The sequence below is a fragment of the Pseudomonas sp. zfem005 genome (genome assembly GCF_032621735.1).
GTDB classification, from domain to species: domain Bacteria; phylum Pseudomonadota; class Gammaproteobacteria; order Pseudomonadales; family Pseudomonadaceae; genus Metapseudomonas; species Metapseudomonas solani.
Genome location: NZ_JAVYJE010000001.1, coordinates 464,151 through 487,848 on the forward strand (window position 1 = coordinate 464,151; position 23,698 = coordinate 487,848).

The 23,698-nt window shown below is 67.8% G+C and carries 23 protein-coding genes and 1 other RNA gene; 7 read left to right on the forward strand and 17 right to left on the reverse strand.

Annotated features, from left to right (window positions below):
* Positions 1-94: 94 nt before the first annotated feature.
* The 9 genes from gcvH to RTW82_RS02140 form a co-directional block, all read right to left on the reverse strand.
* Entirely contained in the window at positions 95-484 is a 390-nt protein-coding gene (gcvH, locus tag RTW82_RS02100) for a glycine cleavage system protein GcvH (RefSeq protein ID WP_316924114.1), read from the reverse strand.
* Between the two features lie 46 nt (positions 485-530).
* Positions 531-1,613 carry a glycine cleavage system aminomethyltransferase GcvT gene (gene gcvT, locus RTW82_RS02105; RefSeq protein ID WP_263400394.1) on the reverse strand — a complete coding sequence of 361 codons (1,083 nt, stop codon included), beginning with the start codon at positions 1,611-1,613 and terminating at the stop codon, positions 531-533.
* Positions 1,614-1,803: 190 nt separating this feature from the next.
* Positions 1,804-3,423, reverse strand: a complete 1,620-nt coding sequence (locus RTW82_RS02110) for an iron ABC transporter permease (protein WP_316924115.1) — start codon at positions 3,421-3,423, stop codon at positions 1,804-1,806.
* Positions 3,424-3,491: 68 nt separating this feature from the next.
* Entirely contained in the window at positions 3,492-4,493 is a 1,002-nt protein-coding gene (locus tag RTW82_RS02115) for an extracellular solute-binding protein (RefSeq protein ID WP_316924116.1), read from the reverse strand.
* Positions 4,494-4,608: 115 nt separating this feature from the next.
* On the reverse strand, positions 4,609-5,826 hold the full coding sequence (locus RTW82_RS02120; RefSeq protein WP_043244231.1) for a 2-octaprenyl-3-methyl-6-methoxy-1,4-benzoquinol hydroxylase: 1,218 nt from the start codon (positions 5,824-5,826) through the stop codon (positions 4,609-4,611).
* Between the two features lie 9 nt (positions 5,827-5,835).
* Positions 5,836-6,318: a DUF4442 domain-containing protein gene (locus RTW82_RS02125; RefSeq protein WP_263400391.1), complete on the reverse strand. Its 483-nt coding sequence runs from the start codon at positions 6,316-6,318 to the stop codon at positions 5,836-5,838.
* Between the two features lie 8 nt (positions 6,319-6,326).
* Positions 6,327-7,511 (reverse strand): 2-octaprenyl-6-methoxyphenyl hydroxylase, encoded by a 1,185-nt coding sequence (gene ubiH / locus RTW82_RS02130; protein ID WP_316924340.1) that lies wholly within the window; start codon positions 7,509-7,511, stop codon positions 6,327-6,329.
* On the reverse strand, positions 7,511-8,845 hold the full coding sequence (gene pepP, locus RTW82_RS02135; RefSeq protein ID WP_271659622.1) for a Xaa-Pro aminopeptidase: 1,335 nt from the start codon (positions 8,843-8,845) through the stop codon (positions 7,511-7,513). Before pepP ends, ubiH begins: the two co-directional genes overlap by 1 nt.
* Positions 8,846-8,889: 44 nt before the next feature.
* Positions 8,890-9,453 carry a YecA family protein gene (locus tag RTW82_RS02140; protein ID WP_263400390.1) on the reverse strand — a complete coding sequence of 188 codons (564 nt, stop codon included), beginning with the start codon at positions 9,451-9,453 and terminating at the stop codon, positions 8,890-8,892.
* Positions 9,454-9,609: 156 nt separating this feature from the next.
* On the opposite strand from RTW82_RS02140, the gene RTW82_RS02145 reads away from it, so the two are divergent.
* The 4 genes from RTW82_RS02145 (at position 9,610) to RTW82_RS02160 (ending at position 10,957) form a co-directional block, all read left to right on the forward strand.
* Positions 9,610-9,819, forward strand: a complete 210-nt coding sequence (locus tag RTW82_RS02145) for a TIGR02449 family protein (protein WP_184488301.1) — start codon at positions 9,610-9,612, stop codon at positions 9,817-9,819.
* Positions 9,816-10,130, forward strand: coding sequence for a cell division protein ZapA (locus RTW82_RS02150; RefSeq protein ID WP_111261123.1), 315 nt, complete (start codon positions 9,816-9,818; stop codon positions 10,128-10,130). Before RTW82_RS02145 ends, RTW82_RS02150 begins: the two co-directional genes overlap by 4 nt.
* 34 nt (positions 10,131-10,164) lie before the next feature.
* Positions 10,165-10,343, forward strand: a non-coding RNA gene (gene ssrS, locus RTW82_RS02155) — 6S RNA.
* 8 nt (positions 10,344-10,351) lie between these two features.
* Positions 10,352-10,957, forward strand: a complete 606-nt coding sequence (locus RTW82_RS02160) for a 5-formyltetrahydrofolate cyclo-ligase (RefSeq protein WP_021218213.1) — start codon at positions 10,352-10,354, stop codon at positions 10,955-10,957.
* Positions 10,958-10,991: 34 nt separating this feature from the next.
* Here the strand turns inward: RTW82_RS02160 and RTW82_RS02165 are convergent, their stop codons facing one another.
* The gene (locus RTW82_RS02165; RefSeq protein ID WP_021218212.1) at positions 10,992-11,120 is read right to left on the reverse strand and encodes a hypothetical protein; all 129 of its coding nucleotides are present in this window, start codon (positions 11,118-11,120) and stop codon (positions 10,992-10,994) included.
* A gap of 203 nt (positions 11,121-11,323) precedes the next feature.
* Between RTW82_RS02165 and RTW82_RS02170 the strand changes: the two genes are divergently transcribed.
* On the forward strand, positions 11,324-11,773 hold the full coding sequence (locus tag RTW82_RS02170) for an EVE domain-containing protein (protein WP_316924117.1): 450 nt from the start codon (positions 11,324-11,326) through the stop codon (positions 11,771-11,773).
* A 23-nt stretch (positions 11,774-11,796) separates the two neighbouring features.
* Here RTW82_RS02170 and RTW82_RS02175 read toward each other — a convergent pair whose 3' ends face one another.
* Positions 11,797-12,213, reverse strand: a complete 417-nt coding sequence (locus RTW82_RS02175; RefSeq protein WP_021218210.1) for a flagellar basal body-associated FliL family protein — start codon at positions 12,211-12,213, stop codon at positions 11,797-11,799.
* 189 nt (positions 12,214-12,402) lie between these two features.
* On the opposite strand from RTW82_RS02175, the gene RTW82_RS02180 reads away from it, so the two are divergent.
* Positions 12,403-13,380 (forward strand): NADPH:quinone oxidoreductase family protein, encoded by a 978-nt coding sequence (locus RTW82_RS02180; RefSeq protein ID WP_316924118.1) that lies wholly within the window; start codon positions 12,403-12,405, stop codon positions 13,378-13,380.
* Positions 13,381-13,447: 67 nt separating this feature from the next.
* Here the strand turns inward: RTW82_RS02180 and RTW82_RS02185 are convergent, their stop codons facing one another.
* The 5 genes from RTW82_RS02185 to RTW82_RS02205 form a co-directional block, all read right to left on the reverse strand.
* Positions 13,448-14,908, reverse strand: coding sequence for an amidase (locus tag RTW82_RS02185; RefSeq protein WP_316924119.1), 1,461 nt, complete (start codon positions 14,906-14,908; stop codon positions 13,448-13,450).
* Between the two features lie 64 nt (positions 14,909-14,972).
* Entirely contained in the window at positions 14,973-16,007 is a 1,035-nt protein-coding gene (locus tag RTW82_RS02190; protein WP_263400385.1) for an extracellular solute-binding protein, read from the reverse strand.
* A 17-nt stretch (positions 16,008-16,024) separates the two neighbouring features.
* Entirely contained in the window at positions 16,025-16,825 is an 801-nt protein-coding gene (locus tag RTW82_RS02195; protein ID WP_316924120.1) for an ABC transporter permease, read from the reverse strand.
* On the reverse strand, positions 16,825-17,751 hold the full coding sequence (locus tag RTW82_RS02200; RefSeq protein ID WP_316924121.1) for an ABC transporter permease: 927 nt from the start codon (positions 17,749-17,751) through the stop codon (positions 16,825-16,827). Before RTW82_RS02200 ends, RTW82_RS02195 begins: the two co-directional genes overlap by 1 nt.
* 14 nt (positions 17,752-17,765) lie before the next feature.
* Complete coding sequence (locus RTW82_RS02205; protein ID WP_316924122.1) at positions 17,766-18,884, reverse strand: ABC transporter ATP-binding protein; 1,119 nt, start codon at positions 18,882-18,884, stop codon at positions 17,766-17,768.
* 214 nt (positions 18,885-19,098) lie between these two features.
* Between RTW82_RS02205 and RTW82_RS02210 the strand changes: the two genes are divergently transcribed.
* Positions 19,099-19,995: a LysR substrate-binding domain-containing protein gene (locus tag RTW82_RS02210; RefSeq protein WP_316924123.1), complete on the forward strand. Its 897-nt coding sequence runs from the start codon at positions 19,099-19,101 to the stop codon at positions 19,993-19,995.
* A gap of 243 nt (positions 19,996-20,238) precedes the next feature.
* Here the strand turns inward: RTW82_RS02210 and RTW82_RS02215 are convergent, their stop codons facing one another.
* Positions 20,239-23,430: a PKD domain-containing protein gene (locus RTW82_RS02215; protein ID WP_316924124.1), complete on the reverse strand. Its 3,192-nt coding sequence runs from the start codon at positions 23,428-23,430 to the stop codon at positions 20,239-20,241.
* Positions 23,431-23,698: the final 268 nt, after the last annotated feature.

Sequence of the window (23,698 nt, forward strand, 5' to 3'; positions counted from 1 at the left end):
GCAAGCATTTCCAGGATGGCCGGCCGGCTGGTCGGAGGACCGGCCGGAGGGGCATCGGCCGCCATCCCGGGCGGGGCGGCGAGCCGTTGTAGCGTCAGGCGTCGGAGTCGGCGGATGCCTTGTAGGCGGCGGCGTCCAGCAGCTTGTCCAGCTCGGCGGTGTTGGCCGGCTTGAGCTTGAAGAACCAGGCGCCGTAGGGATCGTTGTTGACCTCTTCAGGGGAGTCGGTCAGCAGCTGGTTGACGGCGATCACCTCACCGGAAACCGGCGAGTAGATGTCGGAAGCGGCTTTCACCGACTCGACGACACCGGCTTCCTCGCCCGCGGCCAGGGTCTTGCCGACATCCGGCAGCTCGACGAAGACCACGTCGCCCAGGGCTTCCTGGGCATGGTCGGAAATGCCCACGGTAACGCTGCCATCGGCTTCCAGGCGGGCCCACTCGTGGCTGGGGGCGTAACGCAGATCGGCGGGGATATTGCTCATTGTTCAGGCTCCTCAAGGACGGCGGCGGTCGGCCCGCCAGGAAAATTTAGATCAAGGCTTTGCCATTGCGTACAAAGTTCGGCTGGACGACGCGAACCGGGTACCACTTACCGCGAATTTCCACTTCGGCGCGCTCGCAGGTCCCCGCCGGCAGGCGGGCCAGGGCGATGGACTTGCCCAGGGTGGGCGAGAAGCTGCCGCTGGTGATTTCACCGTCGCCCACGCCTTCCACCCGCACCACCTGGTGGGCGCGCAGCACGCCGCGCTCCTCCAGCACCAGGCCGACCAGCTTGGGTTGGGCACCACCGGCGCGCTGGGCTTCCAGCACGTCACGGCCGATGAAGTCGCGGCCGGCGGGCTCCCAGGCGATGGTCCAGGCGAGGTTCGAGGCCAGGGGCGAATTGTCTTCGTCCATGTCCTGGCCGTAGAGGTTCAGGCCCGCTTCCAGGCGCAGGGTGTCGCGGGCGCCGAGGCCGATGGGCGCGATACCGGCACCCACCAGCTCGTTGAGGAAGCCGGCCGCCTGGTCACGGGGCAGCATGATTTCCAGGCCATCCTCGCCGGTGTAACCGGTGCGGGCGATGAACCAGTCGCCCTCGGGCAGGCCCTGGAAGGGCTTGAGTTCGTGGATCAGGGAGGCGCGGGCGCTGCTCACCAGCTCGGCGGTGCGGTGGCGGGCGGCGGGGCCCTGGATGGCAAGCATGGCCAGTTCGCTGCGCTCGTCGAGGCGCACGTCGAAGCCGTCGGCCTGCTTGTGCATCCAGGCCAGGTCCTTGTCGCGGGTGGCGGCGTTGACCACCAGGCGGTAGCCACTGGTGGTGAGGTAGACGATGAGGTCGTCGACCACGCCGCCACGCTCGTTGAGCATCGCGCTGTAGAGGGCTTTTCCGGGGGTCTTGAGGCGCTCGACGTCGTTGCTCAGCAGGCGCTGGAGATAGGCCAGGGCCTGGCTGCCGGCTACGTCCACCACCGTCATGTGGGACACATCGAAGACGCCGCAATCGGTCCGCACCTGATGGTGCTCATCGACTTGCGAGCCGTAGTGCAGCGGCATGTCCCAGCCACCGAAATCGACCATCTTGGCCCCCAACGCCAGGTGCAGATCGTAGAGGGGGGTACGCTGTCCCATGGGTTTCTCCTTCCGGGCTTGGCGAAGATGCGGACGGGCGCTGGAACCCTTGTCGGGCCTGGCTTTCCGTGGCCTCGACGGCAGGTCGTGACGCCCTTTCAAGCAGACGCGCCGCAACGAATGGCGCGCATTGTAGCCGCAAGGCGGAAGACTGGACACCCGACGGCTGACCCAGCGGTCACGTCATGTTTCAGCGCCCGAAGCCCCGGGCGGAACGGCGGATCAGGCCGATGACCGGCAGCAGCCCGACCAGCACCAGGCTCAGGGCCGGCAGCGAGGCGCGGGCCCATTCGCCTTCGCTGGTCATCTCGAAGATGCGCACCGCCAGCGTGTCCCAGCCGAAGGGGCGCATCAGCAGGGTGGCGGGCATTTCCTTGAGCACGTCGACGAACACCAGCAGCGCCGCACTCAGGGCGCCCGGCACCAGCAGCGGCAGGTAGACCCGCAGGAACAGCCGTGGGCCACCCACGCCGAGGCTGCGCGAAGCCTCCGGCAGCGACGGCCGGATGCGCGCCAGGGCACCTTCCAGCGGCCCGTGGGCCACCGCCATGAAGCGCACCAGGTAGGCCAGCAGCAGCGCCGTCAGGCTGCCCAGCAGCAGCGGCTTGCCGGCGCCACCGAGCCAGCCGGAAAGCGGCACCACCAGCTCGCGGTCGAGCCAGCTGAAAGCCAGCATGATGGCCACCGCCAGCACCGAGCCCGGCAGCGCGTAGCCCAGGTTGGCCAGGCCCACGGCGGCGCGGATCGGCCGGGTCGGCTCCAGGCGCCGGGCGAACACCAGCAGCAACGCCACCGAGACCGTGATCAGCGCGGCCATGGCGCCCAGGTAGAGGCTGTGCAGCACCAGCCCCAGGTAGCGCTCGTCGAGGTCGAAACGGCCGCGCTGCCAGCACCAGGCGAGCAGCTGCAGCAGGGGGATGACGAAGGCGCAGGCGAACACCAGGCCGCACCAGGCGCTGGCCGCCCAGGCACGAACGCCGCGCAGGTGATACAGGGCGGCGCCACGGGGCCGTTCGCTGGCCGGCCGGGTCACGCCCCGGGCGCGGCGCTCGCCATAGAGCACCAGGCACACGCCGAGCAGCAGCAGGCTGGCCAGCTGGGCCGCCGTGCCAAGGCTGAAGAAGCCGTACCAGGTCTTGTAGATGGCGGTGGTGAAGGTGTCGAAGTTGAACACCGAGACGGCACCGAAATCGGCCAGGGTCTCCATGATTGCCAGGGCCAGCCCGGCGCCGATGGCTGGCCGCGCCATGGGCAGGGCCACGCGCCAAAACGCCTGCCAGGGGCTGAGCCCGAGGGTGCGTGCAGCTTCCATCAGCCCGCGCCCCTGGGCCAGGAAGGCGCTGCGCGCCAGCAGGTAGACGTAGGGGTAGAACACCAGCACCAGCACGGTGATCACGCCGCCGGTGGAGCGCACCCGGGGCAGGCGCACGCCGCTGCCGAACCACTCGCGCAGCTGGCTCTGCACCGGCCCGGCGAAATCGAACAGGCCGATGAAGACGAAGGCCAGCACGTAGGCGGGGATGGCGAAGGGCAGCATCAGCGCCCAGTCCAGCCAGCGCCGACCGGGGAATTCGCAGAGGCTGGTGAGCCAGGCCAGGCTGACGCCCAGCAGCGTCACCCCGAGGCCGACACCGAACACCAGCACCAGGCTGTTGCCCAGGAGGCGCGGCAGCTGGGTGTCCCACAGGTGCGCCCAGATCTCCCGGTGCACCTCGTGCCAGGACAGCACCAGCACGCAGAGCGGCAGCAGCACCAGGGCGGCGATGGCGAAGGTGACGGGGTACCAGCGGCGCTGGGCGGGACGCTTCAAGCGGAACTCTCGGGCAGAGCGGGAAGGGGGATGACACGGGGCGCCCGGGTGAGCGCCCCGTGGAGGGGTCAGTGCCAGCCGACCCGGTCCATCATGCGGATGGCTTCGGCCTGGCGCTTGCCGGTGACTTCCACCGGTACGTCGTCAGCCTTGAAGGCCCCCCAGGCGGCCACTTCGGCCGAGGGTTTCACCGCCGGGTTGGCGGGGAATTCCTGGTTGACCCCGGCGAACAGGCTCTGCGCCTCGGGGGTGGTCATCCACTCCACCAGCGCCTTGGCCGCTTCGGGATGGGGCGCGTGGCGGGTCAGGCCGATGCCGGAGAGGTTGACGTGCACGCCACGGTCGGCCTGGTTGGGCCAGAACAGCTTGGCGCGCAGCTGCGGGTTCTGCTGGTGCAGGCGCCCGTAGTAGTAGGTGTTGACGATGCCGACGTCGCACTGGCCGGCGTCCACCGCCTGGATCACCGCGTTGTCGTCGGCGAAGGGGTCGGTGGCCAGGTTGTTGACCCAGCCCTTGAGCACCTTCTCCGCCTCGGCGACACCGCGCGCCTCGATCAGGGTGGCGGTCAGCGACTGGTTGTAGACCTTCTTCGAGGAGCGCAGGCACAGGCGGCCTTCCCAGTTGGCGTCGGCCAGGGCCTCGTAGGTGGAGAGCTCTTCCGGTTTCACCCGGTCGGTGGAGTAGACGATGGTGCGCGCGCGCAGCGAGAGGCCGGCCCAGCTGTCGCTGCCGGAGCGGTATTGCGCGGGGATGTTGGCCTTGATGGCGGGGGAGCTGAAGGGCTGCAGGATGCCCATCTGCTCGGCCTGCCAGAGGTTGCCGCCGTCCACGGTGAGCAGCAGGTCGGCCACGCCGTTCTCGCCCTCGGCCTTGATGCGCTGCATCAGCGGGGCTTCCTTGTCGGTGATGAACGTGATGGGGACGCCGGTCTTCGCGGTGTAGGCGTCGAACACCGGCTTGATCAGCTCGTCGATGCGTGACGAATAGACCACCACTTCATCGGCCGCCTGGACGGAGGTGGCACCCAGGCCGATGGCCAGGAGCGTGAGCAGGGAGTTGCGCGCCTTCATTTGCGAATGCCTCGCGATAGACAAAAAGGAGCCAGATGATAATCAACCTCAGTTGGCATCCGGCTCCGCTTTGTATGACGAGGTGTTTCGCCCGGGCCGCGAGCGCGGCCCGTGATCAGACGCGGGCGAGCTCCGGCAGGTCGCCGGACAGGCCCAGGGCCTGGCGCACGAACAGCGCCTTGGCCTCGGGCAGGCCGTCCACCAGGCCCAGCCCGGCGTTGCGCAACCAGCGCAGGGGCAGCGGGTCGGCCTGGAACAGACGCTGGAAGCCTTCCATCGCCGCCATCATCCCCAGGTTGTGCGGCATGCGTCGGCGCTCGAAGCGGCTGAGCACACGTTCATCCGCCAGGCGCTCGCCACGTCCATGGGCGTGCAGCAGCACCTCGGCCAGCACCGCAGCGTCGAGGAAGCCGAGGTTGACGCCCTGCCCGGCCAACGGGTGGATGGTGTGGGCGGCGTCGCCGACCAGTGCCAGGCCCGGTTCCACGTAGCGCTTGGCGTGGCGCTGGCGCAGCGGGATGCACAGGCGCGGGTCGGCGGCCTCGATACGACCGAGGCGATGCTCGAAGGCCTTGCCCAGTTCGACGCGGAAGGCCTCGTCGTCCAGCGCCATCAGGCGCGTGGCCTGCTCGGGCGTGGTGGACCAGACGATGGAGCACCAGTGCTCGTCGCCCTGGCGGTCCAGGGGCAGGAAGGCCAGCGGGCCGTCGTCGGTGAAGCGTTGCCAGGCGGTGCGGCGGTGCGGTTGCTCGCAACGCACGCTGGTGACGATGGCGTGGTGCAGGTAATCCCACTCGCGGGTGGCGCAGCCGGCCAGGCGGCGCACGGCGGAGTTGGCGCCGTCGGCGGCGATCACCAGCGGGGCACGCAGCTCGCGGCCGTCCACCAGGGTCAGCAGCCAGTCATCGCCGGAGCGGCGCAGGTTTTCCAGGCGGGCATTGGGCAGCAGGCCGACGCCGCTGTCGTGCAGGGGCTCCAGCAGGGCCTCCTGGATCACCCGGTTCTCGACGATGTGGCCGAGCACCTCGGCATGCACGCTGGCGGCGGAGAAGTGGATGTTGCCGGTGCCGGAACCGTCCCAGACCTGCATCTCGCCATAGGGGCTGGCGCGGCGCGCGGCGACGCCGTCCCAGGCGCCGAGGCGCTGGAGGATGCGCTGGCTGGCGACGGACAGGGCGCTGACCCGGGGCTCGAAGGCGGCCTCGGCGTCGAAGGGCTTGATGCTCAGGGGGCTGCCGTCGATCAGGATGATCTCCAGGCCGCTGTCCTTGAGCGCCAGGCCGAGGGCACTGCCCACCATGCCGGCACCGACGATGATCAGATCCGCTTGCATGTGCATTCCTTAGGCGGCTTGCCGCGCGCGCGGCTTGAGCCGCACATAGAGTGTCTTGTGCACCCTGGCGACCAGGGTGCCTTCGCCGTCGTGCACGTCGACGTGCAGCTCGGGCAGGTATTTGTCACCGTCAGCGGTGTGCTGGCGGATGCGTTCCAGCAACCCGTCGTCGACCCGGAACTCGGCGTAGACCGGGCCTTTGCCGGGGGAGACGAAGTCGATGCTGGCGGCCTTGTCCCAGACGATGTAATCGCGCCCGAGCAGGTTCATCAGCATCAACATGAAGAAGGGGTCGGTCATGCTGTAGAGCGAACCGCCGAACTGGGTGCCGACGTAGTTGCGGTTGTACCAGCCCAGCGCCAGTTTGACTCGTACCAGACGGAAGTCTGCGCTGATCTGCCGCACACGAACACCCGCCCCGAGGTAGGGCGGGTAGATGTTCAGCGCCCAGCGCAGGAAGCGCGCCTTGCGCGCCATTGAACGGTCCTGCATGACGCGGCTCAGATGGGGCGGGTGCCCAGGCCCATGGCCTGGCGGGCGAACCAGCGCTTGGCGGGCGGCAGCAGGTCGAGCCCGAGCAGCCCCAGGTTGCGTCCACCGGCCAGCAGCGGCTCCTTGTTGGAGAACAGGCGGGTCACCTGGTCGGAGAAGCCGACGGTGAGGTCCTGGTCCAGGCGCTGGCTGTCGAGGTAGCGCTGCAGGGTGGCGAAGTCGCCCAGGGGCGCCTCGCTGGCCAGCAGCGTCTCGGCCAGGGCCACGGTGTCACGCAGGGACAGGTTGTAGCCCTGCCCGGCGATGGGGTGCAGGCTGTGGGCGGCGTTGCCCAGCACCACCAGGTTGGCGCGCACCTGCTCCTCGGCTTCCACCAGGGTCAGCGGGTAGAGGTGCCGCGCCCCCACCTGGTTGAAGGCGCCCAGGCGGTAGCCGAAGGCTTCCTGCAGCTCGGCGAGGAAGGCACGGTCGTCGAGGCGCGACAGGCGCTCAGCGTCCTTGCCCGGGCGGGTCCAGACCAGCGCGCAGCGGTTGTCCGCCACCGGCAGCATGGCCATCGGGCCTTCGTCGGTGAAGCGTTCGAAGGCCTGGCCGCGATGGGCTTCCACGGGGCTGACGTTGGCGATCAGCGCGGTCTGCCCATAGGGGTTGCGCTTGACGCCGATGCCCAGCTGCTCGCGCAGGCCGGAGCGGCCGCCATCGGCCAGCACCGCCAGGTCGCAATCGAGCTGGGTGTCATCGTTGAGGCTGAGGCGATAGCCGTCCGCCAGGGGCTCCATGCGCACCACCTCGGCGGGGCATTGCCAGGTGACCACATCGGCATCCAGCGCCTGCCACAGGCACTGGCCGAGCCAGGCGTTCTCCACCACGTAGCCGAGCGCCGGGACGCCCTCCTCGATGGCCGCCAGGCGCGCGGCGCCGAAGCGGCCGCGATCGGACACGTGGATCTGCAGGATCGGCTCGGCGCGGCGGGCGATGGCCTGCCAGAGGCCGAGGCGCTCGTAGATCTGCCGGGTACCGAAGGACAGTGCGGAAGAGCGGGCGTCATAGCTCGGCTGGTAGCTGTCGCCCGGGGCGAAGGGTTCGATCAGGGTGATCTTCCAGCCACGCGCCTTGGCGCCTTCCTGCAGGGCCAGGGCCAGGCTGGCGCCTACGAGGCCGCCGCCGATGATTGCCAGTTGGGTGCGTTGCATCATGCGGCCTCGGTACGTGCGGCGGCCATCAGGGCCTCGATTTCGGCGACCGTCTTGGGTACGCCACCGGTGAGGATCTCGCAGCCCTTCTTGGTCACCACCACGTCGTCCTCGATGCGCACGCCGATGCCGCGCCACTTCTTCGCCACGTTCTGGTTGTCCACGGCGATGTAGATGCCAGGCTCGACGGTCATGGCCATGCCGGGTTCGAGCACGCGCCACTCGCCGCCGACCTTGTATTCGCCGACGTCGTGCACGTCCATGCCAAGCCAGTGGCCGGCACGGTGCATGTAGAAGGGTTTGTAGGCTTCGCTGGCGATCAGCTCGGCGACATCGCCCTGGAGCAGGCCGAGCTCCACCAGCCCGGCGGTGATCACCCGCACGGTGGCTTCATGGGCTTCGTTCCAGTGCTTGCCGGGGGCGATCTCGAGGAAGGCGGCTTCCTGGGAGGCCAGCACCAGCTCGTAGATGGCCTTCTGCTCGGGGCTGAAGCGGCCGCTGACGGGGAAGGTGCGGGTGATGTCGCTGGCGTAGCAGTCCAGCTCGCAGGCGGCGTCGATCAGCACCAGGTCGCCGTCCTTCAACTGCGCGTCGTTCTCGCGGTAGTGAAGGATGCAGGCGTTCTTGCCGGCGGCGACGATGGAGCCGTAGGCCGGCATCTTCGCGCCGCCCTTGCGGAACTCATATTCCAGCTCGGCTTCCAGGCTGTATTCGTAGAGGCCGGCACGGGCGGCCTGCATGGCACGCACATGGGCACGGGCGGAGACCTCGCCGGCCTCGCGCATGACCTTGACCTCGGCGGCCGACTTGTACAGGCGCATGTCGTGCAGCAGGTGGTCGAGGGCGACGAATTCGTTCGGCGGCTGCGCACCCTGGCGCGCCTTGGAGCGGATCACGTTGACCCACTCCATCAGGTGCTGGTCGAACTCGGGGTTGGTGCCGATGGAGTAGTAGACGCGCTCGCGGCCTTCGATGAGGCCGGGGAGGATGTCGTCGATATCGCCGATGGGGAAGGCGTCGTCGGCACCGTACTCGCCGATGGCGCCGTCCTGGCCGGCACGCAGGCCGTCCCAGAGCTCGCGCTCGGGATCGCGTTCACGGCAGAAGAGCACGTACTCGCCATGCTCGCGACCGGGGATCAATACCAGCACCGCCTCGGGCTCGGGGAAGCCGCTGAGGTACTGGAAGTCGCTGTCCTGGCGGTACACGTGCTCGACGTCACGGTTGCGGATGTGAACCGGCGCCGCGGGCAGGATGGCAATGCTGTTGGGCACCATCTGCGCCATCAGCGCCTTGCGGCGACGGGCGAATTCGGACTTCGGGATACGGGTCATGCGCGCTCCTTACCAAGGGGCGCCCATGCGCCCGTGACGCGGGTTCAATGCAGAGAGGTTTTCGGCGCTGGAGCCACCGGCGCGGGCTTGCGGGCACACTCGCTGAACAGCAGCAGGGGCGCCACGCGCAGGTACTCCATCACTTCCATGTAGTCGGTCTCGCCGTCCTCGGAATCTTCCAGGGCGCTTTGCACCTGGGCGATGGAGGCGAGGTCCTGAAGCACTTCGACCGCCTCGCCGGACAGCGCGCCTTCGCGAGCGGTCAGGCCGAAGCCGCCGAGGAAGCCCTGGCACCATTGGCCAAGGGCGGCGGCACGCTCGCCCAGCGGCGTTTCGTCATCGGGCAGCAGCAGCACGACGGCCATCTCGGTGCCGGTGAGCTCGCCCTTGACCATCTCCTGCAGGCCGATCAGGGCCTGGCGCAGGTTGTCCTGTGGCTCAGCGCCGAGCAGCTCGGCGGCATCCTCCAGCCAGGGCTCGGGATCGAAGCCGGCGCCGGCGCAGCTGCGCCCCAGCAGAAGGCCATGGAGCTCGGCAGGGGAGACGGGCTGACCGCTGGTGGCGATCAGGGCGGCAAAAGCGGAATACGGGGAATTGGAACTGGGCATGGGTGGCTAGGCGCCAGAGGGCGCAATCACTAGAATGACGGCCTCGTATCCTAGCATCGGCATGCGCGCCAAGACCATCGACCGCCGCCGACGGGTTTGACCCTGGATCGGGCCGTTCCTATATAGTCCGATCCTTCATCGCGAAGTAGAGAGCCCATGGAAGACGCGGAACTGCAAGCCCTCACCGCCAAGCTGGAGCTCCTGATCCAGCGCGTGGGGCAGCTCAAGTCGCAAAACCGGCAACTGCTAGCGGCTGAAAAGGCCTGGAAAGAAGAACGCGCCCATCTGATCGAAAAGAACGAAATGGCCCGGCAGAAGGTCGAAGCGATGATTTCGCGCCTGAAAGCCCTGGAGCAGGATTCATGACCCAGCCGAACACCGTCACCGTCCATATCCTCGACAAGGAATATTGCATCGCCTGTCCCTCGGACGAGCGCGCCAACCTGGAGAGCGCAGCCCGCTACCTGGACGGCAAGATGCGCGAGATCCGCACCAGCGGCAAGGTCATCGGCGCCGACCGCGTCGCCGTGATGGCGGCTCTCAACATCACCCACGAACTGCTGCACAAGCAGGAACGCCTCGACCAGGAAGCCACCTCGACCCGCGAGCGCGTGCGTGACCTGCTGGAGCGTGTCGATCATGCGCTCGCCGCTGATCCGGATGGACACGAAGCCTGACGCCAGAGCCTTCTGTTGGGGTATACTCGCCGGCAGCTCCCTGGTGTGTTTGCCAGTCGGTGATGTCCCTGAGCCGATACGCACAACCACGGGGGTTGTAAGTGGGGCCGGTGTGCATGTCCGCCTGACGGAAAGCCTTAACGCCTCCTGCAACCTCCACCTTGAACTTTCGGGTTCAAGGGCTAAACCGACAGCGGCATAACCGGGGAGTCGTACCCTTCATGATCAGCGCCGGCACTCTCTCCCGCCCGGCCCTGCGGCGCCTACTCAGGCAGACACGCCGCACGCTTTCCCCCCTCGAACAGCAACGCGCCGCCCGCGCCCTCTATCGCCAACTGGCCCAGCATCCGCTGTTCCGCCGTGCGCGCCATGTGGCGCTGTACCTGCCGGCCGACGGCGAGATCGACCCGCGCCCATTGCTGCGTGAAGCCCAGAAGCGCGGCAAGGCCACCTACCTGCCGGTGCTCAAGGCCTGGCCGCCGACGCGCATGGTGTTCCAGCGCCTGCGCCCGGGCGAGCGCCTGGTGCGCAACCGCTTCCGTATTCTCGAGCCCCGCGCCAATCAGTCGCAGCAACGGCCGGTCTGGACGCTCGACCTGGTGCTGCTGCCGCTGGTGGGTTTCGACGAGGAAGGCGGGCGCCTGGGGATGGGGGGCGGTTTCTATGACCGCAGCCTGGCATACCGCGCGCGGCGCAAAAATTGGCAGAAGCCGACGCTGCTGGGGCTGGCCCATGAATGCCAGAAGGTGGATCGCTTGCCGTTGGCCAGCTGGGATGTGCGCCTGCAGGCGACGGTGACGGACGGGGACTGGTATCGCGGAAACTGAAGCGGCGCCGCGTTCCTTGCGGCGCCCTCGGAAATCAGGGCTGCTGGATGCTGACCGGCGCGCCTTGGCGCTGTTCCCACAGGCTTTGGGTGTAACCCGTGGTAACCACGCCCAGGCCGAAGAGTATGACCAGTACCCAGAGAAGATCGGGTTTGCGTTTCATCGGATTGCCTCCCCCTTCAAGGCAAACGTGCCGCGATGACTTGCGGCGGGTGCTTTTAATTATGGGCTGCCTGGCGGCATCCGGCTTAAAGTGCGGCATTCTCCGGCAACGATGGAGAACACGCAATTTATGACGCCAGCCGACCGTCGGCCCGTTGGTGATTTTTCGTCCGCGACAAGGACCGGACGGCAGGAGCAAAGTTCATGCCTTATTGGTTGATGAAATCGGAACCCGACGAACTGTCGATCCATGACCTGCAACGACTGGGTCGTGCACGCTGGGATGGGGTGCGCAATTACCAGGCGCGCAACTTCATGCGTGCCATGCAGGAGGGCGAATTGTTCTTCTTCTACCACTCCAGCTGCCCGGAACCGGGCATCGCCGGGATCGCCCGCATCGTCGGCGCCACCTACCCGGACCCGACGGCGCTGGACCCGCAAAGCCACTACTTCGACGCCAAGGCCAGCCACGAGAAGAACCCCTGGAGCGCCCTGGACGTCGAGTTCGTCGAGGCGTTCCCAAGGGTCATCCCGCTGGCGACGCTGAAGGCGCAAGCGGCACTGGAAGCGATGCCGCTGGTGCAGAAGGGGTCGCGCCTCTCGGTGATGCCGGTGCGCGACGAGGAATGGCAGGCGGTGCTCGCGCTGCGCTGAGCGCGAGCCCAGGCCCGGTCAGCTCAGGGCTGGATGATCAGGTTGTTGAACAGCAGGTCGTCCACCAGGGGCTTGCCTTCTTCCTGCTGCAGCACCTGCTGCACCTGCTTGAGCGCTTCCTGGCGCAGCTTCTCCTTGCTGTCCGGCGTGGCCAGGCTGTCGTCGGTCTGCTGGGAGAAGAGCATCACCAGCTGATTGCGGATCAGCGGCTCGTGGTACTCCACCGACTTGGCCGCGTCCGCGCCCGCCACCTGCAGGGAGATATCGGCCTTGTAGTACTTCAGCTTGGGGCCCGCCCCGTAGTTGCCCACCAGCGCTGGCGTCAGGCCGACGTAGGCGATCTTCGGGGCTTCGCCCTCCTTGGGTTCTTCCTTCTCCTCGTTGGCCAGGGCGGCGAAGGGGATGAGCAGGGCCAGCAGCAGTGCGAGGGTGGTTTTCACGGGTGTGATTCCTGAATAAGCGTGCGACTAGCATAGCCAGACCTGCTCGCCGGCCCAAGCCCGACGCTTATGCACGGCTATCAGGCCAGGCCATGCTCGTTGACCCACCGGGCGGGCTACCTACACTGCCAAGCCATCAGGCCAACCTGCCGCGCCCTTCGCGCCGGCATCCACGTTGAGGAAGCGTCCATGAAAGCCGTCCTGTGCAAAGCCTTCGGCCCAGCCGAAACCCTGGTGCTCGAAGAGGTTGCCAGCCCCGAGCCGAAGAAGAACGAAGTGCTGATCGACGTGCATGCCGCCGGGGTCAACTTCCCCGATACGCTGATCATCGAGGGCAAGTACCAGTTCAAGCCGCCGTTCCCCTTCTCCCCGGGTGGCGAGGCCGCCGGCACCGTCGCCGCCGTCGGCGAGAAGATCACCCACCTCAAGCCCGGTGACCGGGTCATGGCGCTGACCGGCTGGGGCAGCTTCGCCGAGCAGGTGGCCGTGCCCGGCTACAACGTGATGCCGATCCCCAAGGGCATCGACTTCAATTCCGCCGCCGCCTTCGGCATGACCTATGGCACCTCCATGCACGCCCTCAAGCAGCGCGCCAACCTGCAGCCGGGCGAGACCCTGCTGGTGCTGGGCGCCTCCGGTGGCGTCGGCCTGGCGGCGGTGGAGATCGGCAAGGCCATGGGCGCCAAGGTGATCGCCGCCGCCAGCAGCGCCGAGAAACTGGAAGTGGCCAAGGCCGCGGGCGCCGACCTGCTGATCAACTACAGCGAGTCCAGCCTCAAGGAGAAGGTCAAGGAGCTGACCGGCGGCCAGGGCGCGGACGTGATCTACGACCCGGTCGGCGGCGACCTGTTCGACGAGGCCATCCGCTCCATCGCCTGGAACGGCCGCCTGCTGGTGGTCGGTTTCGCCAGCGGCCGCATCCCCGAGCTGCCGGTGAACCTCACCCTGCTCAAGGGTGCCGCGGTGGTGGGTGTGTTCTGGGGCTCCTTCGCCCAGCGCCAGCCCCAGGACAACCTGGCCAACTTCCAGCAGCTGTTCGCCTGGCACGCCGAAGGCAAGCTCAAGCCGCTGGTCTCCCAGGTGTTCCCGCTGGAGAAATCCGCCGACGCCATCAACGCCCTCGGCCAGCGCAAGGCCGTCGGCAAGGTGGTAGTGAAGGTCCGCTAGTCAAACGAGCAGTACTGGGCCCGCCCCCGCCACGAAACGGGGGCGGGCCCTTTTCTTTCCGGGTGCCTTAACCGGCCGCCAGCAGCGGCGCCGGACGACGACGGAACCAGTCGCTGGCCTGCTCGTAGGCATGGGCCAGTTGCAGCACCGCCATGTCCTTCTGGTGCGGGCCGATGATCTGCAGCCCCATGGGCAGGCCGTCGCCGTTGAACCCCGCCTGCACATTGGCCACCGGGCAGCCCGACAGGGTTCCGGGGATCACCACTTCCATCCAGCGGTGGTAGGTGTCCATCGCCACGCCCTCGATCGCCTGCGGCCAGTGCTGTGTCTTGTCGAAGGGGAACACCTGGGCGCTGGGCAGCAGCAGGTAGTCGAAGCGCTCGAACAGCCGGCTGATGGCGCGGTACCAGTCGCTGCGGGCGGCCGAGGCGCGGTAGACCTGCTGGCCGGTCAGGCGCTGGCCGTTCTCCACTTCCCAGCAGGCTTCCGGCTTGAGCTGCGCGCGCGTCGCCGGGTCGTCATAGGCCGCCCCCAGGCCCCCGGCCACCAGCCAGTGGCGCAGGGTCAGCCAGGTGTCCCAGAGCCGCTCGCGGGGGAAGCCCAGGCTGGTCTCCTCCACCACGCAGCCCAGCGCCTCGAAGTCCTTCAGGGCGGTGCGGCACAGCTCCAGCACGCCACGCTGCATCGGCAGCTGGCCGTCGAGGTCGCCCAGCCAGCCCAGGCGCGCACCCTTGAAGTCGCGCTGCAGCGAGCCGGCGAAGGCCGCGCCATCGCCGGGGATGGACAGCGGCGCACGGGCATCGCCGCCGGCCTGCACCGAGAGCAGCAGGGCCACGTCGCGCACGCTGCGGCCCATCGGCCCCTCGTAGCCGAGCTGGTCGAAGAACAGGTCGGCGCTGTCGTCGAAGGGCACGCGGCCCTGGGACGGGCGGAAGCCGATGATGTTGTTGAAGGCCGCCGGGTTGCGCAGCGAGCCCATCATGTCGCTGCCATCGGCCACCGGCACCAAGTGCAGCGCCAGGGCCGCCGCCGCGCCGCCGCTGCTGCCACCGGCCGTGCGGCTCGGGTCGAAGGCGCAGCCGGTGGCGCCGAACAGCGGGTTGTAGCTCTGCGAGCCGAGGCCGAATTCCGGCGTGTTGCTCTTGCCGATGAAGATCGCCCCGGCGGCGCGCAGGCGCTCGGCCATGATGCCGTCACGTGCCGGCACATGGTCGCGGAACAGCGGCGAGCCGTAGGTGGTGGTGATGCCCTTGACCGCCGACAGGTCCTTCACCGCATGGGGCAGCCCGTGCATCCAGCCCCTGTGGGTGCCACGCGCCAGCTCGGCGTCGCGCTCGTCGGCCTGGGCCAGCAGCGCGTCCGCCGGCTGCAGGCTGACCAGCGCATTGACCGCCGGGTTGAAGCGCTCGATATGGGCCAGGTAATCCAGCATCACCTCGCGGCAGGACACATCGCGCGTGCGGATGCGCTCGGCCAGCTCGGCGGCCGGCAGCCGCACCAGTTCGCTGATCGGGGTTGCATGACTCATGGGCAGTGATCTCGTTCCGTCTCGTTCTGGTTATGCGCCCCCGCACCGGCGGGGGCGGTGTTCATCAACGCATCAGGTTGGTCCACAGGCGGTCGGCCAGGCGGATGGCGCCGGCGCCGCAGGTCTGGCTGAACACCACCTTGGTACCCTCGGGGATGTGCAGCTCGGGCGCGTCCTTGAGGCCCGGCTCGAGGTAGGGCTCGACGCCCTGCACCGGGCTCTGGTGCTTGAGGAAGTTCTGCGTCAGCGCGGCGTTCTCCGGCTGGCTGAGGAAGGCGATGAAGGCCTTGGCGTTATCGAGGTTGCGCGCACCCTTGGGGATCACCAGGTTATCCACCCAGGCCATCACGCCCTCCTTCGGGTACAGGTATTCGAGGCTCGGCTTCATCTCCCGCGCGCGCAGCGAGGAGCCGCCCCAGAACATCGACATGTCCAGCTCGCCGGCCGCCAGGCTCTCGCGGATGGCACCGGCCTTGGAGCTGTAGGTGCGCACATGGGGCTTCTGCTCCTTGAGCAGCGCCAGCACCTGCTGCATCTGCTTGGGGTCCTCGCTGCACAGCGGGATGCCCAGGTAGAGGCTGGCGGTGTCGATCACCTCGCTGACCGAGTCGAACATGTTGATGCGCCCCTGCAGCTCCGCCGGCGGCTTGAACAGCAGCGCGTAGCTGTCCGCCTCGCCCTTGTAGCGCTCGCGGTTGACCACCACGCTGGTGGTGCCCCAGATGAAGGGCGCGGCGTAGGCGCCTTGCGGGTCCCAGGCGGGCTTCTGCAGGTTGGCGGTGAAGCCCTGGTAGTAGGCCTCCTTGCCGGGCTCGAAGCGCTCCAGCAACTGCTCCTGGATGAGGATCGGCACGAACTGGTGGGAGGGGATGGCGACGTCGTAGCCGGCGCCGCCCTGCTTGAGCTTGGCCAGCAGCGTCTCGTTGGAATCGTAGGAGTCCACCGTGACCTTGATGCCGCTTTCCTTCTCGAACTTCTCCAGGATCTGCGGCGAGAAGTAGCCGCTCCAACTGATGACGTTGAGCGTGCCGGCGGCCTGCACGTTGGCGGCCAGGGCGAGGCCCAGCGAGGTACCCAGAACAGCGATCAGCTTTTTCATGCGTCAATTCTCCAGGGTCAGGTTCTTTGCCTGCCAAGCAGGTAGGACAGGGTCACGAAGAGCACGGAGACGCCGAGGATCAGCGTCGACACGGCGTTCACGTCGGGCGTCACGCCCATGCGCAGCAGGCCGAAGATGAAGATCGGCAGCGTGGTGGTGCCGGCCTGGGAGACCATCATCGAGATCACGAAGTTATCCAGCGAGACGATGAAGGCCAGCATCAGCCCGGAGAAGATCCCCGGCATCAGCAGCGGCAGGGTGACCTTGCGCAGGGTGCGCCAGGGCCCGGCGTAGAGGTCCGCGGCGGCCTGCTCCAGGGACAGGTCCATGTCGTTGAGGCGGGCGCGGATCGGCAGGTAGGCGAAGGGGATACAGAACACCGTGTGGGCGATGATCAGGTTGCCGTAGCCCAGGGACAGGCCAAGGGTGGAGAACAGCGCCAGGGTGGCGACGCCGACCACGATCTCGGGCAGCACCAGCGGCAGCATGATGGTCCCAATCGACAGCCGCAGGCCCTTGAAGCGTGCGCCGCGCGAGGTGGCCAGGGCCGCCAGGGTGGCGATCACGGTGGCAATCAGGCTGGCGCACAGGGCGATCAGCAGGCTGTTGCCAGCGGCCTGGCGCAGCGCCTGGTTGGCGAAGGCGGCGCGGTACCAGTCGAGGCTGAAGCCGCTCCAGACCGTGGCCGACTGGTTGGCGTTGAACGACAGCACCACCAGCACCAGGATCGGCGCGTAGAGGTAGAGATAGAACAGCAGGCTGAAGCCGCCGAAACCGGGGAAGTGGTGGACGCCGAGGCGGCGCTTGAACAGGTTCATCACACACCTCCCCGGGCGATGCGCACGCGCTCGGCGCGCAGTGCGTAGAGGGTCAGCACCAGCATCACCGCGGCCATCAGCACCAGCGCCAGGGCGGAGCCGAAGGGCCAGTTACGGGCGTCGCTGAACTGCCGGAAGATCAGGTTGCCGAGCATCATCCGCGTGCCACCGCCGAGCAGCTCCGGGGCCACCATGGCGCCGAGGCAGGGCACGAAGGTGAGGATGGCGCCAGCGAGGATGCCCGGCCGGGCGATGGGCAGCACCACCTTGCGCAGGGTGCGCCAGCGGCCGGCGTAGAGGTCCTGGGCCGCCTCCAGCAGGCGCATGTCCATCTTCTCCAGGGTCGCGTAGATGGGCAGCACCACGAAGGGCGCGTAGGTGTACACCAGCCCCAGCAGCACCGCGCCGTCGGTGTAGAGCAGTTGCAGCGGCTGGTCCACCAGCCCCAGGCCCATCAGCGTGCCGTTGACCACGCCGGTCTCGCGCAGCAGCAGGATCCAGGCGTAGGTGCGGATCAGCAGGTTGGCCCAGAACGGCACGGTGATGAGGAAGATCAGCAGGCCGCGCTTGTGCGGCGGCTGCATGGCCAGCCACACCGCCACCGGGAAGCCGATCAGCAGGGTCACCAGCGTGGTCGCCGCGGCGATGCCGATGGAGCGCAGGGCGATCAGCAGGTAGGCGTCGACGAAGGCCAGGCTGTCGTCCAGTTGCCGCTCGAACAGCAGCGACAGGTAGGACTCGGTGCTGAACACCGGCTCGACCCCGCCGTAGGGGTTGGCCTCCATCAGCGAATAACCGACCACCAGCAGGATGGGGACGATCAGGAACAGGCCGATGGCCAGGAGTGCCGGGCTGACGCCGAGCAGGTTGCGCAGGGATTGCCGGCGCTCGTGCAGGGCGGCGCCGGAGCGTGTCGATCGATGCATGTCTGCCTCCGGGCTCAGTCCAGCAGGACGCTGGCGCTGCCGTTCTCGAACTGCAGCGCGGCCCGCTCGCCGACGCCGAAGCGCGGGTGGCGCTCCAGGCTGTTGGGCATGCGCACGGTCAGCCGGGTGCCGTCGTCGAGGCTCACCCGGTACTGCAGGTCGGTGCCCAGGTACACCTGCGCCTCCACCCGGCAGGGCAGCGCGCCGGCGGTATCGACGCCGCCCAGGTGCACGCGCTCGGGGCGGATCGACAGGCTGACCCGGCTGCCCGGCAGCACGCCGTCGACGGATTCGGCCTGGAACGGTTGCCCGCCCGGCCCCTGGCACAGCGCCCGGGTGCCATCGAGGCTAAGCACCTGGGCATCGAGGAAATTGGTTTCGCCGATGAAGTCGGCGACGAAGCGGTTGCGTGGGCGCTCGTAGATTTCCTGCGGGGTGCCCACCTGCTGCACCTGGCCCTCCGAGAACACCGCGATGCGGTCGGATAGGGTCAGGGCCTCTTCCTGGTCGTGGGTGACGAAAATGAAGGTGATGCCGGTCTTGGCCTGGATCGCCTTGAGCTCCTCGCGCATCGCCTGGCGCAGCTTGAGGTCGAGGGCCGAGAGCGGCTCGTCCAGCAGCAGGACACGGGGATGCGGCGCCAGCGCGCGGGCCAGAGCCACACGTTGCTGCTGGCCGCCGGAAAGCTGCATCGGGCGACGGTCGGCGAAGCGCTCCATCTGCACCAGGGCGAGCATATCGGCCACGCGCTCGGCGACCTGCACGCGGCTCATGCTCTTGCCCAGCGGCCGGGACTCGAGGCCGAAGGCGAGGTTCTCGGCGATGGTCATGTGGGGGAACAGCGCGTAGTGCTGGAACACCGTGTTGACCGGGCGCGCGTAGGGCGGCAGGTCGGCGATGTCTTCGCCGTAGAGGTGGATGCTGCCGGCGCTGGGGTATTCGAAGCCGGCGATCATCCGCAGCAGGGTGGTCTTGCCGCAGCCGGATGGGCCGAGAAGGGTGAAGAACTCGTTGTCGCGGATTTCCAGGTCGACGTGCTTGAGGGCGACGGGCCCGGATTGCGGATCGCCGTAGACCTTGCGTACCGCGCGGATGGATACCGCTGCGGTCTGCACTGCATGCAGGGCGTTCATGGCCTTACCTCCGTGTCCTCGCCGCGTGTTGTCCGCTGGCGGGACTTCTAGTTGTTCTGGGCAGGACTGAGGGCTCGTGGCGAGCGGGTGGCGCGGGCGCGCTGGTTGTCGTTATGGCGCTGCCTGGGCCGGATACTCGGCCAAATACCCGCGACAGGAAACTTCAATTTCCTTACATTGGCTGTTAAGAAAATTAACAGCCAGGAGCCCCGTGATGGCCGAACCACGCCTGCCGCCGCTCAACGCCCTGCGCGCCTTCGAAGCGGCCGCACGTCTCGGCAGCTACGTTGCCGCGTCACGGGCGCTGCATGTCACCCAGCCGGCCATCGGCCGCCATGTGCGCTTGCTGGAGGACTGGCTCGGCGTGCAGCTGCTGGAACGCACGCCGCGTGGCATGGTGCTCACCGAGGCCGGGCGGCGCTACCACGCCAAGGTGTCGCGGGCGCTGCGGCAGATCGCCGAGGCCGGCGCCGAGGTGGCGGCCAGCGACGCCCCGCGCTGGTTGCGCATCCTCGCCGTGCCGGCCTTCGCCAAGCGCTGGCTGATGCCGCGCATGGAGTCGCTGCGCCAGCTGCGGCCGGGGCTGAAGATCGCCATCGAACCCAACCCCACCTTCACCGCCGTGGACGGCCAGGGTGCCGACCTGGGCATCGTCTACGGCATGCCCGGGCAGTACCCGCAGTGCCAGGCCACCCTGCTGCAACCCAATGTGTTCCCGGTGTGCTCGCCGGACTACCTCGCCGCCCACGGCCCCATCGCCGGACCGGACGAACTGGCGCGGCACAAGCTGATCCACGTGGACGACGGCGAGTGGTGGAATGCCTGGTTCGCGGCCGTGGGCTGCGCAGTGCGGGTCAGTTCCGATGTGCTCTACGTGAGCAACGACCATGCCCTGAGCATGGCCGAGAAGGGCCACGGCATCGCCCTGGCCAACGAGGTGCTGGTGAGCCAGGAGCTGGCCGCCGGCCTCCTCGTGCGCCCCGTGCAGCGCCAGGCGCCGCTGGAGAGCTACCAGGCGCTGCTGCCCACCGAGCAGGCCAGCGCCGATATCCAGTGGTTCCTCGACTGGCTGGCGGCCGAGTTGCGCGCGGAATTCCCCGAGCTGGCGTGATCCCCGGTCGGTTGACCGTAGGATGGGTAGAGGTACGAAACCCATCAAGCGGCCTTCCCGGCGAGCACCCTGCCCGGGCTTACCGCATGGGTTTCGCTTCGCCCTACCCATCCTACGGGCCGCCCGGCTTATGCCGGATTCGGTGCGCCCCAGGCTGACGACAACGATGGATGTCGCCAACCCGGGACCCGGAAGTACCGGTTAGCACACGCCGATCGGCGCGCTACCGGTCACCGGAGCGCATCAGTTGCAGGAGCCCGCATCCCGCCAGACCTTGCCGCTGCCTTCGCCACCGACAGTGGCGGCAGTGGGCTCGTTGCCTTTGGTCCACCAGCGGGCGATGTAGAAGCGGCCCTTGTGGCTGACCTTGTCATTGAGCCAGTAGGTGCCCTGAGCGCTCCAAGCGCCCTGGCAGCCGGCGGGGGTTTCCACCTTGTCCGCCAGGACAGTCACGCTGTGCTCACGGCGGGCCACGTGGGTGCCGTTGCTCAGATTCAGGGTGAAGCGATAGCTGATGTCCATGTCGCTCTTGGGTGCGACAAAATTCAGCTTCGACCCCGAGGCCTGGAAGGCGACACTGGGCGTCACACTCCACTGGTAGCTCAGCGCCAGGCCGGCTGGATCGCTGGAGCCCGCGGCGTCCAGGGTCACCGTTTCGCCGCCCTTGGCCTGGCTGGCGCCAGCGATGTTCGCCAGCGGCGGCTTGACCGTTTCCGCTGTCTCCGCCAGTACCTTGACCTGATGGGTGCGGGTTGCGCTGTGCTTGCCGTTGTTCACCGTCAGGCTGACGTTGTAGGTCACGTCCTGGGCGGCCCTCGGGGCGACGAACTTCATCAGGTTGCCAGCGGCCTCGAAGACCACGCCGGGGCTGACGCTCCAGCTGTAGCTGAGCTTCAGCCCGGCCGGATCGCTGGACCCCGAGGCGTTGAGGTGGACGGTTTCGCCCGGCTTGGCCTCGTTTGCACCGCCAATCACCGCTACCGGCGGCTTGACCTCTTCCACCGGCGGCTCGACCGGCTTCTCGCCGCCGCTCTGGCAGGAACCCAGGTCACGCCAGACCTTGCCGGCGCCGTCCGGGCCGGTGGTGCTGGCCAGCCCCGGCTCGGCACCGGAGGTCCACCAGCGGGCCTGATACTGACGCCCTTTCCACTGCACCGTGTCGTTGCCGACATAGGTGCCCCTCACGGTCCATTCCGGCTTGCAACTGGCGCTGGCGGCCTTGCCCTTGATCAGCACTTCGTGGGTCCGGGTGCTGCTCTGCTTGCCGTTGCTCAGGGTCAGGGTGAAGCGATAGCGGGTGTCTGCCTGCAGTTCCGGCGCGGTGAAGCTGATGCGCGCACCGTCGTAGTCGAAGTCCAGGCGCGGCGAGGCCTCCCAGGCGAAGCTCAGGGCATTGCCCTGGGGATCGCCGGAAGCGGAGGCATCCAGGACGATCTTGTCCCCGGCGTTGGCTTCGGTCTTGCCGCTGATCATCGCCAGCGGAGGTTGACCGGCACTCACCGGTTTGAGGGCTGTGGCCTTGATGTCGTTGTCGGCGCTGAATTCGCCATCGGCCAGCAGGTTCCAGCCGCCATTGACGCTGCTGCTGCCATAGACCTGATAACCCTTGATGTTGCCGCTCAGGCCTGCGTCCTGGCGGGGCAGATAGTGCAGTTGCGAGAAGCGGCTGTCGGCTCCCAGGTCGATCACCATTTCATGGGGGTAGCGCGCACCCGCCGCGGTACTCCAGTAGGAGTTGGGGTTGCCGTCGATGGCGTGGTTGCCAACCGCCGCGCCAGGTACCGCACTGCTGGTGGACAGTATTGTCCAGCTTTCGCGGGGTAGGACCTTGCCCTTGGCATCCACCAGCAGCAGTTCGGCGACACTGGCGGTGTCCTGGCCGTCCACCGCCGAGGTGGCGACCAACTTCAGGTAGCGGCCCTGGGCGGTGTCCTGGGTGAGGCCGTAGGCGTGGGCTTCGAGCACCTGGTCCTGGGTGGCGCGGTTGTCGGTGTTGATCGCCAGGTACCAGCGCCCCGGCTGTGGGTCGTTAACCCCCAGGGAGACGTTGTGGCTACGCGCCGAGCGGTAGTCGTAGCTGGCGCCACTGGGCTGTGCGCCGCGCTTGAGCAACAACTGGACCTGGCCGGCCTTCTCGGTGAGTTCACCGTCTATCACGCTGAACACCAGGCGGCGGGTACCTTCGGGGATATCCACCGGGAAGTAGCGCGTCTGGCCGCTGCTCAGGCTGACTTTCTGGCTGAGGATCGAGGTGACCTGCTCCTCGTCGAGGGGCACCACGGAAGGGCTGTAGGCCGACATCCGCGCCGCTCTTTCCCGCCAGACCCGGGCCATGTTGGCGGTGTCCGCGTCACCCAGCGGCACGCCCCGGCTGTCCTTGACGTCCGGGTTGGAGAAGTAGCCCACATGGTTGCCGCAGAGGATGGTGCCGACCCGGCCGTTGTTGTAGCCCCAGATGTAGCTCTTGCCATCGGAGCAGTGGCCGCCGCCGATGTTGTGGCCCAACTCGTGGCGGAACACCGTGGACGACTTGATGGAGTTGATGGTGTAGCGCCCGGGCATGTGGCCCCAACCCACGGCAGTGTCCACGCCAGGGGTGCCAATGACGAAGCTGGCGACTACGTCGGGGCTGTAGCGACGCATGCCATCGGCGAAGACGTTACGAACCTGGCTCAGGCTGGGACCGGTGATCGTGGCATCCAGGGGCACAACTTGAGTGCCCACCAGACGCAGGCGCACGCCCTGCACCTTGGACTGTTGCAAGGCGCGGTTGACCGAAGCCACCTGAGCCAGGGCAAAGGCTTCATGGTCACCGATGTAGTCGGCTGCAGCCTGGGAGAACCCGGCCAACAGGTCGATCACGGTTTCGCCCTGGATGCTGCGGGTGACCTGGAATGTGCGCTGGCCGCTGCGCGATTCCTTGAAGGCCGGCGGCTCGCTGTCGTCACCGGCGATGTAGTCGACGCCGTCCGGCGCGAAGGCAGTGCCCGGATCGAACCGGATCATCGACTGCCGGCCGCTGGCGTCGCCGCGGACGATGGCGTTGGCATCCGGCAGCAGCGCAACGAAGCTGCCGTCGGGCCGCGCGGCCAGCGTCATTTCCCCCGGGGCGCTGAGGGTGCGCGCGCGCCCTTCGAGTTGCCCGGTCATGACCTGCTGGTCCTTGAATGCACCGCCGGCCTGCGGAGTGAGGCTGCGGACGCGCATCCCGGTTTCCTGCTCCAGTTGCTCGGTTCCGGCCTCGGCGGCACTGAACGGGGTCGCCCTGGCATTCGATAACTGGAGGTTGATGAAATGCCCCTGGATGACTGACTCGGTGCCTTGCTGGCTGTCATCAGCCAGCGTCATGCCGCTCGGCAGAAGCAGGGCCGCTCCCAGGCTGGCACTCCATCGGCGGGTGGCACGGGAAATGGCGTTCAATCGGAAGCTCGACATAACTGTTCCTCGATAGTCACGGCGCGGCACGAGCCCAGGCGAACAGGACCGCTGAAGCGGACGCGCGAGTGATGAGATAGGGAGTTTTGCCGGCAGCCGGGATCATAGGCAGGGCGCGTATGGCCGTACATGAAAAGGCGGTGTTTTCGTACCTGTCCTAGGCGGATAGGTGCGAACGCCTTGGCAGGCGTCGCGTCGAGAGCGGGCAGTTCGTGGCCGAGACGGGCCCGCTGGAGGCAGTGCACGTCTAATCGGCCTCCGCCAGAAG

What these genes read in the sequence shown, in the direction of transcription:
- gcvT (WP_263400394.1), bottom strand. Translation starts at nt 1,613, where the DNA reads ATGGGACAGCGTACCCCCCTCTACGATCTGCACCTGGCGTTGGGGGCC.
- RTW82_RS02215 (WP_316924124.1), bottom strand. Translation starts at nt 23,430, where the DNA reads ATGTCGAGCTTCCGATTGAACGCCATTTCCCGTGCCACCCGCCGATGG.
- RTW82_RS02210 (WP_316924123.1), top strand. Translation starts at nt 19,099, where the DNA reads ATGGCCGAACCACGCCTGCCGCCGCTCAACGCCCTGCGCGCCTTCGAA.
- RTW82_RS02170 (WP_316924117.1), top strand. Translation starts at nt 11,324, where the DNA reads ATGCCTTATTGGTTGATGAAATCGGAACCCGACGAACTGTCGATCCAT.
- RTW82_RS02150 (WP_111261123.1), top strand. Translation starts at nt 9,816, where the DNA reads ATGACCCAGCCGAACACCGTCACCGTCCATATCCTCGACAAGGAATAT.
- RTW82_RS02205 (WP_316924122.1), bottom strand. Translation starts at nt 18,884, where the DNA reads ATGAACGCCCTGCATGCAGTGCAGACCGCAGCGGTATCCATCCGCGCG.
- RTW82_RS02115 (WP_316924116.1), bottom strand. Translation starts at nt 4,493, where the DNA reads ATGAAGGCGCGCAACTCCCTGCTCACGCTCCTGGCCATCGGCCTGGGT.
- RTW82_RS02180 (WP_316924118.1), top strand. Translation starts at nt 12,403, where the DNA reads ATGAAAGCCGTCCTGTGCAAAGCCTTCGGCCCAGCCGAAACCCTGGTG.
- RTW82_RS02200 (WP_316924121.1), bottom strand. Translation starts at nt 17,751, where the DNA reads ATGCATCGATCGACACGCTCCGGCGCCGCCCTGCACGAGCGCCGGCAA.
- RTW82_RS02185 (WP_316924119.1), bottom strand. Translation starts at nt 14,908, where the DNA reads ATGAGTCATGCAACCCCGATCAGCGAACTGGTGCGGCTGCCGGCCGCC.
- ubiH (WP_316924340.1), bottom strand. Translation starts at nt 7,511, where the DNA reads ATGCAACGCACCCAACTGGCAATCATCGGCGGCGGCCTCGTAGGCGCC.
- RTW82_RS02190 (WP_263400385.1), bottom strand. Translation starts at nt 16,007, where the DNA reads ATGAAAAAGCTGATCGCTGTTCTGGGTACCTCGCTGGGCCTCGCCCTG.
- RTW82_RS02125 (WP_263400391.1), bottom strand. Translation starts at nt 6,318, where the DNA reads ATGCAGGACCGTTCAATGGCGCGCAAGGCGCGCTTCCTGCGCTGGGCG.
- RTW82_RS02195 (WP_316924120.1), bottom strand. Translation starts at nt 16,825, where the DNA reads ATGAACCTGTTCAAGCGCCGCCTCGGCGTCCACCACTTCCCCGGTTTC.
- RTW82_RS02120 (WP_043244231.1), bottom strand. Translation starts at nt 5,826, where the DNA reads ATGCAAGCGGATCTGATCATCGTCGGTGCCGGCATGGTGGGCAGTGCC.
- pepP (WP_271659622.1), bottom strand. Translation starts at nt 8,845, where the DNA reads ATGACCCGTATCCCGAAGTCCGAATTCGCCCGTCGCCGCAAGGCGCTG.
- RTW82_RS02145 (WP_184488301.1), top strand. Translation starts at nt 9,610, where the DNA reads ATGGAAGACGCGGAACTGCAAGCCCTCACCGCCAAGCTGGAGCTCCTG.
- RTW82_RS02160 (WP_021218213.1), top strand. Translation starts at nt 10,352, where the DNA reads ATGATCAGCGCCGGCACTCTCTCCCGCCCGGCCCTGCGGCGCCTACTC.
- gcvH (WP_316924114.1), bottom strand. Translation starts at nt 484, where the DNA reads ATGAGCAATATCCCCGCCGATCTGCGTTACGCCCCCAGCCACGAGTGG.
- RTW82_RS02165 (WP_021218212.1), bottom strand. Translation starts at nt 11,120, where the DNA reads ATGAAACGCAAACCCGATCTTCTCTGGGTACTGGTCATACTCTTCGGC.
- RTW82_RS02140 (WP_263400390.1), bottom strand. Translation starts at nt 9,453, where the DNA reads ATGCCCAGTTCCAATTCCCCGTATTCCGCTTTTGCCGCCCTGATCGCC.